Genomic DNA, 9,769 nt, shown 5'->3' with positions numbered 1-9,769 from the left:
CCCTCCACCGTCACCCTCCGCACAGAACTCCACATCCGAGCCACCTCGGCCCCCAAGGCCTGACGCACGCCGCTTCGTCGCGGCAGTTCGATCGAGGCGCCCGAGAACCAGCCGTCGGGCGTCGTGAAAGCGGATTGAAAGCGATCGCAAGGATGCTGCAACAGACTGCATGACCCGGTTCAGCAGCCCTCGGTGAAGCCCTTGGAGGCACAGGTATGGAGACGTCCGCATCATTGAACGCCGTCGTCGAGCAGACGAGCACGTTCGCCGACTGGGTGCACGGCAAGGATGCGTCCGCGCCGGTGCCGACCTGTCCGAAGTGGACGCTGGCCGATCTTGTCGACCATGTCGGCTCGACCCAGCGGATGGTGGCGATGCTCGTGGGTGAGCGGATGGCCGAGCCGAGCGAAGCGTTCGCCCGCTACGTTCCCGGTCCGACCGATTCGGCGCAGTGGCGCACCTGGCTGACCGACGGCGCCGCCCAGGCGAAGCAGGCGTTCGAATCGGTCGCTGACGACACGCCGGTGTGGGATCCGTCCGGCGACTCCGCGGGCGTGCCGTTCTGGTCGCGCCGGCTGTTCGGCGAGATGTGCGTGCACCGCGCGGACGCGGCCGCGGCCGTCGGCGAGCGGTACGAGCTGGCGCCGGAGCATGCAGTGGGAGCCATCGAGGACTGGCTGGACACCATGACGTCGGAGGGCTACTGGCAGAACAGGCCGGACTTCGCCGAGGCGATGCGCGGCGCCGGCCAGGCCCTGCACTTCCACGCGACCGACGCGCCCGGTGAGTGGGTTGCGCGCCGCGAAGCGGACCGGGTCGCCTTGGAGCACAAGCACACCGAAGCGGACGTCACGGTCCGTGGCCCAGCCGTCGAACTCCTGCTCGTGCTCAGCCGGCGTCGCCCGCTGGCGGCGTCGTCGCTGGCGGTGACCGGGGATCGGGACCTGCTCGGCCTCTGGATCGAACACATGGACTGGGTCACCGACTGACCCGACGCAGCCCGGTGGCGGAGGCGGCGAGCAGTCCGCCGCCTCCACCGCGGGGTCAGTGCAGAAGCTCCACCTGGCTGAGGGCAGGAACGCCGGTGGCTCCGGTGATCGTGAGGCGGTAGTGCTGGTGTTCGCCCGGCGCGGAGACGGTGAAGGGACGGGTCTGACGGCGCCACGGGAAGGACTCATCGGTGCGTTCGTCGAGAACCGTCCAGGTGATGCCGTCCGGTGAGGCCTCGAGGCGCCAGGAGGCCGGGTCGCCCTCGGCGGAACTACCGCTGGTCAGGGTGTAGATGGTCGCGGTGGCCGGCGCGGGCAGGGTCCACTGGACGGTCGGCACGTTCGGATCGAGCCGGATCTCGGTGGACGAGTCGTCGTCGAAGAGCGGATCGCTCGGTGTCCTGGGGACGAGGTCGACCAGCGGGGTCGCGACGAGATCGTCCCGGGTCAGCGACGGCGGCGTGTCGAGTGTGGCCCAGTCGGACGGATCGGGGCCGAGGACGAAGTCGATCTGCCCGGCGTTGCGGAGCTCGGCCTCGCCGATCGATGCGATCGGCAACTGCTTGCCGTCGACCCGGACGTCCTGCACGTAGGGATGTTCGGCATTGGCAGCGGTGATCACCACCGGTGAGCCACCCAGCGGCGTCACCACGACCCGGGGGAACAGCGGTGCGCCGATGGCGTACTCCGGTGCCCCGACGCGCAACGGATAGATGCCCAGGGCACTGAACAGGTACCACGCGGACATCTCACCGTTGTCCTCGTCGCCCGGGTAACCCTGACCGATCTGCTCTCCGACGAACAGGCGCTGAAGGACCTCGCGGACGATCGCCTGCGTCTTGTACGGCGTACCGGCGTAGTTGTACAGGTACGCGATGTGGTGCGCCGGCTGGTTGCTGAAGCCGAACTGGCCCATCCGGACCGCCCGGGCCTCGAGCATCTCGTGGATGACGATCGAGTAGGTGCCCTTCTTCACCGCGAGCTCGGGGGTCGCGAAGAACTCGTCGAGCTTCGCCTCCAGGCCGCGCCGGCCGCCGTACAGGTTGGCCAGGCCGCGGCCGTCGTGGACGGCGTGGAAGGCGAAGTTCCAGCCGCAGGTCTCGGTGAAGTCGCCGCCCCACTCGCACGGGTCGAACTCGGCCGGCGTCTTCGCGAACCGTCCGTCCGGGCGGCGTCCCTGGAAGAAGCTGATCTCCGGGTCGAACAGCAGCACGTAGTTGAGCGATCTCCGGCGCAGGTACGTCGCCTCCTCGCGCAACCGGGCCCGTCGGTCGCCGGGCACGGACGGGTCGTCGGCCAGCCGCTCGGCCATCATCGCGAGGCCGAAGTCGTTCAGGTACGCCTCGAGCGCCCAGGACACGCTCTCCTCGGTGTCCGTGCTGACGTACCCGGTGAAGAACCCGGTCGTCACGCCCTTGCGCCCCACCTCGGTGTTCGCCGGTGCGACGGTGGCGTTCCGCAGGCCGGCGTCGTACGTCGCCAACGGGTCGGGAAGGGGTACTCCGCGCAGGTAGGCGTCGGCGAAGGCGACGTCGGAACTCGTCCCGGTCATGCAGTCCGCGTACCCCGGGGAGGACCACCGGGCGATCCAGCCACCGTCGCGGTACTGCTGGACGAAGCCGTCGACCAGCTCGGCGGCCAGCGCCGGGTAGAAGAACGCGTACGCCGGCCACGCGGTGCGGTAGGTGTCCCAGAAACCGCTGTTGACGTACATCTTGCCCGGCCGCACGACCGCGTTGGTCCCGCGATCGGTCGCCGTCTCCTCGACCGGAGCCACCGGACTGGCGTAGCGGTAGTCCGGTTCGTCGTGGCTGCCGGCGTTCTCGAAGTGCGAGTTCGGGTAGAGGTTGAGGCGGTAGAGGTTGCCGTAGACGGTGCGCAGCTGCGGCTCGGTCGCGCCCTCTGGCCGGATCACCTGCAGGCGTTCGTTCCAGGCGGCGTTGGCGGCCTGCCGGACGTCGTCGAAGGACCGGCCGGCGAGCTCGAGCTCGAGGTTGTGCCGGGCCTGGTCCACGCCGATGAACGACGTGGCGATCCGCAGCGTCACCTCGTCGACCGCGTCGAACGTCGCCGCGCGCGCGTTGTCCCGGCCGCCGGTCGTCGGGCCGAACCCGGCCGGCGCCGCCGAGAAGACGCCGTAGCAGTACATCCGGCTGCGGCCGAACTCGGAGCCGTTCTCGACCCAGCCGGTCAGCGCGGTCCCGTCGTACTCGAAGGCGCCGTGCTCGTCGATGGTGTCGAAGACCAGGTGCCGGCCGGCCACGCCCGCGGGGAAGCTGAAGCGGAAGATCGCGCCGTGGTCGGTCGGTGCGAGCTCGGCGCGTACGCCGTTGCCCAGGCGGACCGAGTACACGTCCGGACGGGCGAGCTCGTCGTCGTGGCGGAAGGCGGCCGCGCGTTCGGCCGGGTCGCCGAGCGGCTGGGCGGCGACGACCGGCATGATCGACAGCTGGTCGCGATCGCCCATCCACGGGCTCGGTTGGTGCGAGAAGCTGAGCCCCTGGAGCTCCGGGCGGTTGGCGGCGTTGTTGGCGCGGTGGTACTCGTACGGCCAGCGGTGGGTGGAGGCGTCCGTGACCGGGGTGAGGAAGTTGAAGCCGTTCGGCCAGGCGGTGATCGGCAGCGTGTTGCCGCGGGAGAAGTCGTGGCTGGCGTTGGTGCCGCGCCGGGTGTCGACGTACGCCGCCAGGTCCGAGCCGTCGAGTCGCGCGGGCGCCGGACCGATCTCGAGGTCGTCGATCCAGCCCTGGTACTCCGCCCCGGTGCCCGGGGCGTCGAGGACGAGGAGCACGCGCTCGACGGTCCGCCCGGCGGCCGGGGTCAGGTCGACTTGGACGTCGTTCCACTGGTCGGCGTAGAGGATCTTGGCCGCGCCCTGGCCGGCGGCGTCGAAGGGCATCCCGTACTGGTCCAGCACGCCGAGCCCGGACAGCCGGGTGCCGTCGGTGAAGACCAGGTCGACCGCGGTGTACGTCGCCTCGTACCCGAGCCGGACGTCGAGCTCCGGGTAGATCTTGTACCGCAGCCGGTCCCCCGGCCGCACCACCAGATCCGCGGACTGCAGCGCGGCCTCCTGCCGTCCGCCGGCCGTGCCGCCGTACCGGGTCGCGTTGACGTTGCTGAAGCCGAAGCCGCTCGGGCTCGTCCGGCCGCCGGCCGGGCCGCCACCTGTCTCGATGATCACCGGCGCAATGTTACGTATCAATGCGGCGAAGCCGGCGGGATGTTTCCATCCTGGACCCCGTTCGGCCTGGTGGCCGCCGGTCTCACGACAGTTGCCCGACGAGATCCTCGAGCTCGGCCAGCAGGGGATCGATCCAGTGCTTGGACTCCGGGATCGTGCCGAGGCCTTCGGCGACGACGAAGTCCAGGGCACGGAGGCAGAAGCACGCGCCACCGGCCAGGAGCTGCCGGCCGACCAGGAACGAGTTGACGCCCGCTGCCTCGACGTACCGGGCGACGGGGCCGCAATCGTGGCCGAGGGCAACGGCGCCGCGAACCAGCGTGCAGAGATCGCTGAGGTGCGGCGCGAGGTAGGTCAGTGGCCAGTCCACAGCGGTCCACCGGTGACCAGGTTCTTCGGCACGAAGTCACCGTGGACCACGGCGAGCGGCGCCTCCCGGTGGAGCGCCGCCAAGGCCTGCGTCAGCGGCGCCAGGTCGAACGAGATCCGGCCGATCCGCTCCGTCAGGTCTTTGACGTGCTCTGGCGGGCCGGCAGCTTCAGCGAAAGCACGTACCTCTCGTAGACGTTCGCTTCCCCGGCCTGAACGCCCGTCCCGCGTTTGACGATCACGCTGTTCAGCCCGGAGGACAGCCGACACACCTCCGACGAGCCCCACTGCCGGAGCAGATCGCCGTGCACGGCATCGACTGACGGCGCCGCCGTCGCGCGACGAGTAGCTCACAGCCGGCGGGATCGCCGCCCGGGACTTCAGCCTGCTCCGCAGGCGACCAGGATCCGGTCGACGATCCGCCGGGGGACCTGTTCGGTGTCGAGATCGGTGACGATCCGGTGCGGGCCGTCGGCGCCGGGCGTGAACCGGGTGAAACCGGCGTCGTCGACCTCGATCCGGCCGGTGGCGAAGGTGAACAGCTCCGGATCGGTCAGCATCAGTACGGCAGCCGGATCGTGCGGCACGTTCGAGTCCGACGCGGTGAACTTCCAGAACTGCCGCATCTCCCCCGCCAGCAACCTCCCCAGCGGTCCGGCCTGCTCGATCCTCGCCACCACGGCACCGCCGAGCCGGATCCGGGTCGTCTGGTCGAGTCCGATCACGGTCGCCGGTACGCCGCTTCCGAAGACGATCGCGGCCGCGTCGACATCGCAGGTGACGTTGTGCTCCGCCTTGGCCGACGAGAAGTCACCACCCATCACGTACAGGCGTTCGATCCCCGGGCGGTCGACCGCTTCGCAGACATTGGTCAACGGACCGACCGCGATCACCGTCGCCGAGCCGGCGAGCAGCTCGATCGGATCGACGCCGGTCGACACCTGCTCGCGGTCCAGCTCGGGCAGCAGGACGCCTTCGTGCCCGGCCCACCAAACCTCTCGGCCGGAGCGGGTCTCAAAGCGGCCGGCAACGATCGGCCCGGCCGACCGGCCCGCGACCGCCGCCACTCGCGCGACCATCCGCGCCCTGAGCAACGTGTCGCCGTACACAGTGGTCACCCCCGCGAGCTCGAGCTCGGGCGAGCCCAGGATCGTGGCCAGCGCGAGCACGTCGTCCACATCCGAACCGATGTCGGTGTCGAACGTCACAGTCATCCAAATCCTCCGGCCTGCTCGAGTCCTCCCAGATGCCGGTCCCATTCAAGCCGAGGCGGCACCGGTCTGGCAGGCTTTGGGGTATGACCGAGAACGCCACGCACGCCTGGGGCTTCGGCCTCGCCACCGTGACCACCGACGGGACCGTCCTGGACGTCTGGTACCCGGCCCCCGAGCTCGGGACCAAGCCGGCTGACCACAAGGCGCCGGCCGAGCTGATCGCCGCCGAGGGCAACGACGAGCTGCGGCAGGTACGGCGTGAGGTCGTCGCGGCCGAGATCACCCTGGACCAGGCCCCGGACGGCACCGCGGACGCCTATCTGCGGCTGCACCTGCTGTCGCACCGTCTGGTCCGCCCGCACGGTCTGAACCTGGACGGCATCTTCGCCGCCCTGCCGAACAACGCGTGGACGTCGCTCGGCCCGGTCCCGGTCGAGGAGGTCGAGCAGGTCCGGCTGCGGGCCCGCGCCGCGGGCAAGTACCTGACCGTGACGAGTGTCGACAAGTTCCCCCGGATGACCGACTACGTCGTCCCGAGCGGTGTCCGGATCGCCGACGCGGACCGGGTCCGGCTCGGCGCGCACGTCGCCGCCGGGACGACGGTGATGCACGAGGGCTTCATCAACTTCAACGCCGGCACCCTGGGTACGTCGATGGTCGAAGGCCGGATCGTGGCCGGGGTCGTCGTCGACGACGGCAGCGACATCGGCGCGGGTTCGTCCATCATGGGCACGCTGTCCGGCGGCGGCACGCAGGTGGTGTCGATCGGCAAGCGCTGCCTGCTCGGCGCGAACGGCGGCACCGGCATCTCGCTCGGCGACGACTGTGTGGTCGAGGCGGGGCTCTATGTCACTGCGGGCACCAAGGTGACGCTCCCGGACGGCAGCGTGGTCAAGGCGCGCCAACTGTCGGGCCAGCCGGGCCTGCTGTACCTGCGCAACTCGGTCACCGGCGCCGTCGAGGCCCGTCCGCGCACCGGTGAGGGAATCGCGCTGAACGAGGCGCTGCACGCCAACGCGTGACCCTGCCAACCAATCACGGACCGCGCACGTCTACCGCTTCGTGACCCACCGACAGGAACAAGGACCCCGCCCCCGAACGTTGGGAGCGGTATGCCGATAAAGCGAGGCGCCGCCGTCGCCGTGGGTGCACTGGGTGCGCTCGCGCTCGCCGTCGGTGCGGCGATCTCGTGGGTCGGCGACACGGACTTCCCGACGATCCTGCCACCGAAGGAGCAGTGCGCGGCCACCGTCAACGGGGCGACCGTCGTCCTGGACCTGGAGCAGGCCGAGTCGGCCGCGATCATCGCGGGCGTGGCGGTCCGGCGTGGGCTGCCCGCGCGGGCGGCGACGATCGCGCTGGCGACGGCGTACCAGGAATCCGGCCTGCGGAACCTGGCCCACGGTGACCGGGACTCGCTGGGCCTGTTCCAGCAGCGGCCTTCCATGGGCTGGGGTACGGCAGCCCAGGTCCGGGACCCGCACTACGCGGCGGGGAAGTTCTACGACGCGCTGGTGAAGATCAAGAACTACCAGAGGCTCGCGGTGACGGTGGCGGCCGACCGGGTGCAGCGGAGCGCGTTCCCGAACGCGTACGCCGATCACGAGGCCGACGCCCGGATCCTCGCGTCGGCGCTGACCGGGCAGTCGAAGGCGGTGTTCAGCTGCACGGTCGACCCCGAGGCGGTGGATGCCCAGACGATCGGCCGGAACGGGCTGACGCCGCGGGCGGACGCCGTCCGGCGGGATCTGCTGGCCACGTTCGGGAAACTGTCGACCGGTGGGTACCAGGCGGGCGGCATCCGGTCAGGGCACATGGAGGGCTCGGCGCACTACGAGGGCCGGGCGGTGGACGTCTTCGTCCGGCCGGTCTCGGCGGCGAACACCACCAAGGGCTGGGCGATGGCGCAGTACCTGGTCGCCCGGGCCGAGCTGCTGAACATCCGGACGGTCATCTTCAGTGACAAGATCTGGACCGCCGGGCGCCGCTCGGACAGCGGCTGGCGGGACTACACACCGCCCGCGCGCTCCGGTGACCCCACGGTCCTGCGCCACCTGGACCACGTGCACGTGGACGTCCAGGAACAGTAGGTGGCGCGCCCGACCGCTGCGCGCCGCCTAGGGAGTCACCAGACGATCACTCGTCGTGTTCCTGCGGCGGCAGTGCCGCGATGAACGGGTGGTCCTTGTCGATCTTGCCCATCTTCGAGGCGCCGCCTGGGGAGCCCAGGTCGTTGAAGAAGTCGACGTTCGCGGTGTAGTAGTCCTTCCACTGCTCCGGTGTGTCGTCCTCGTAGTAGATCGCCTCCACCGGGCACACCGGCTCGCACGCTCCGCAGTCGACGCACTCGTCCGGGTGGATGTACAGCATCCGGTTGCCCTCGTAGATGCAGTCGACAGGGCATTCCTCGACACAGGCGAGGTCCTTCAGGTCAACACACGGCTGCGCGATGACGTAGGTCACTGCTACTCCTCCTATGGCAGGCAAGCGCAGCGCTGGTCTTGGGGTGCTGCGATGCTGTGATGCTGGTATCTAGTATCACGGTAGTCCTTCGCCCACTCTGCCAGGAGTCCGCATCGTGTCAGGCCTGAGTGTCCGTGATATCGGCCACCGTGTCGTCGTCCGGCACCAGATCCCCGGTGGGCTGACCGACGTCATCGGCGTCCTGCAGTCCTGGGACCCCGAGGGCCTGGTCGTCCGGCACGCCGACAGCGGTCTGCACGAGATCCCCGCCGGTGACGTGACGGCGGCGAAGACCATCCCGGAGATGCCGCTGCGGCCGGTCGACGTGGAGCAGCTGTTCCTGACCACCGCCCTCGGCCGCCCGGCGGTGGAGACGTCGTACGTCGGCCAGTGGTTGCTGCGGGCATCGTCCGGCTGGACCGGCCGGGCGAACTCGCTGCTGCCCGCCGGTGACCCCGGGTTGCCCGTGTCCGAGGCACTCAAGCACGCCGAGGCCTTCTACGACGAGCGCGGCCTGCCGCCGCTGGCACTGGTCCGGCTCGGCAGCCCGGAAGAGGCCGGATTCCTTGCCTGTGGGTGGATCGACGCCCGCCCCGGCCAGTCCGACGTGCTCGTCATGCACACCACGCTCGACCACGTGAACGCTTCCCCGGCGTACGACGTACAGCTCGCGGAGCGTCCGGATCGAGCCTGGTACGCGGCCGCTTTCGACGGGCCGGTGCCCGAGCCCGCCCCGGCCGTGCTGGAGGGCGCTCCGAAGGTCGTCTTCGCGTCGATCAGCCTGGACGGCCGGCCGGTAGCCGTCGGACGCGGCTCGATGACGGGCCACTGGCTCGGCGTGGACGGGATCCGGGTCGACCCGTCGTACCGCCGCCGCGGGCTCGGTACGGCGCTCCTGCAGGGCCTGGCGCGCTGGTCAGGGCCTCTCGGTGGCCGGCGCACCTACTTGGAGGTCCTGGAGAAGAACACGCCGGCCGTCACCACCTACCGCCACCTCGGCTATCGGCCCGCCTACCGGTACCGCTACCTGACTGCCCGCTAGGGTCGCGTCATGGCAGACCACGTGGCGGAGCGGCCGGAGTACGCGGGGGACTTCGAGGGGACGGTGCACGTGGAGTACACGCCGCACCCGGACGACGGGGTGGCGGATCCGGGCGAGATCGTCTGGACCTGGGTGCCCTTCGAGGAGGACCACAACCGGGGCAAGGACCGCCCGGTCCTGGTGGTCGGGTCGGACGGCCCGTGGCTGCTGGCGCTCATCCTGACCAGCAAGGACCACGACCGCGACGCCGCCGACGAGGCCCGCTGGGGCCGCGTCTGGCTGGACATCGGCAGCGGGGCCTGGGACCTCGGCAGCCGCCCCAGCGAGGTCCGGCTGGACCGGGTCCTCCGGATCGACCCGGCCCAGGTACGGCGTGAGGGCGCGGTGATCGGTGAAGGCCTCTTCGACCAGGTCGCCGCGGAACTGCACAGACTGCAGGGCTGAAGTGCGTCTTCCGATGCCTCGCGACTGCCGGGAATGGGGACAGGTGCCCTAGCCGGGCGGGCGG

9 protein-coding genes are annotated in these 9,769 nt (G+C 70.3%); 5 read left to right on the top strand and 4 right to left on the bottom strand.

The window, feature by feature from the left end; translation table 11 throughout:
• The first annotated feature begins 215 nt into the window (after positions 1 to 215).
• On the top strand, positions 216 to 989 hold the full coding sequence (locus E1218_RS32875; protein WP_132326945.1) for a maleylpyruvate isomerase family mycothiol-dependent enzyme: 774 nt from the start codon (positions 216 to 218) through the stop codon (positions 987 to 989).
• A 55-nt stretch (positions 990 to 1,044) separates the two neighbouring features.
• Here the strand turns inward: E1218_RS32875 and E1218_RS32870 are convergent, their stop codons facing one another.
• The 3 genes from E1218_RS32870 to E1218_RS32860 all read right to left on the bottom strand — a co-directional run bounded on the left by E1218_RS32870 (position 1,045) and on the right by E1218_RS32860 (position 5,756).
• A complete protein-coding gene (locus E1218_RS32870; RefSeq protein WP_132326944.1) occupies positions 1,045 to 4,173 on the bottom strand; it encodes a GH92 family glycosyl hydrolase in 3,129 nt (1,042 codons plus the stop codon).
• Between the two features lie 82 nt (positions 4,174 to 4,255).
• Complete coding sequence (locus E1218_RS36835) at positions 4,256 to 4,543, bottom strand: hypothetical protein (protein WP_202866317.1); 288 nt, start codon at positions 4,541 to 4,543, stop codon at positions 4,256 to 4,258.
• A 379-nt stretch (positions 4,544 to 4,922) separates the two neighbouring features.
• On the bottom strand, positions 4,923 to 5,756 hold the full coding sequence (locus E1218_RS32860) for a nucleoside hydrolase (RefSeq protein ID WP_233712631.1): 834 nt from the start codon (positions 5,754 to 5,756) through the stop codon (positions 4,923 to 4,925).
• 83 nt (positions 5,757 to 5,839) lie between these two features.
• Between E1218_RS32860 and dapD the strand changes: the two genes are divergently transcribed.
• Positions 5,840 to 6,778, top strand: a complete 939-nt coding sequence (dapD, locus tag E1218_RS32855) for a 2,3,4,5-tetrahydropyridine-2,6-dicarboxylate N-succinyltransferase (RefSeq protein ID WP_132326943.1) — start codon at positions 5,840 to 5,842, stop codon at positions 6,776 to 6,778.
• A gap of 90 nt (positions 6,779 to 6,868) precedes the next feature.
• Entirely contained in the window at positions 6,869 to 7,846 is a 978-nt protein-coding gene (locus E1218_RS32850; protein ID WP_132326942.1) for a hypothetical protein, read from the top strand.
• A gap of 46 nt (positions 7,847 to 7,892) precedes the next feature.
• Here E1218_RS32850 and fdxA read toward each other — a convergent pair whose 3' ends face one another.
• The gene (gene fdxA / locus E1218_RS32845; protein ID WP_131285641.1) at positions 7,893 to 8,219 is read right to left on the bottom strand and encodes a ferredoxin; all 327 of its coding nucleotides are present in this window, start codon (positions 8,217 to 8,219) and stop codon (positions 7,893 to 7,895) included.
• 115 nt (positions 8,220 to 8,334) lie between these two features.
• Here fdxA and E1218_RS32840 point away from each other — a divergent pair, with 115 nt between their 5' ends.
• A complete protein-coding gene (locus E1218_RS32840) occupies positions 8,335 to 9,261 on the top strand; it encodes a GNAT family N-acetyltransferase (RefSeq protein ID WP_233712630.1) in 927 nt (308 codons plus the stop codon).
• A gap of 9 nt (positions 9,262 to 9,270) precedes the next feature.
• Entirely contained in the window at positions 9,271 to 9,705 is a 435-nt protein-coding gene (locus E1218_RS32835) for a type II toxin-antitoxin system PemK/MazF family toxin (protein ID WP_132326941.1), read from the top strand.
• Positions 9,706 to 9,769: the final 64 nt, after the last annotated feature.

The organism is Kribbella turkmenica (assembly GCF_004348725.1).
GTDB lineage: Bacteria > Actinomycetota > Actinomycetes > Propionibacteriales > Kribbellaceae > Kribbella > Kribbella turkmenica.
The sequence above is the reverse complement of the archived record's forward strand: the minus strand, read 5'-3'. Positions and strand labels throughout refer to the sequence as shown.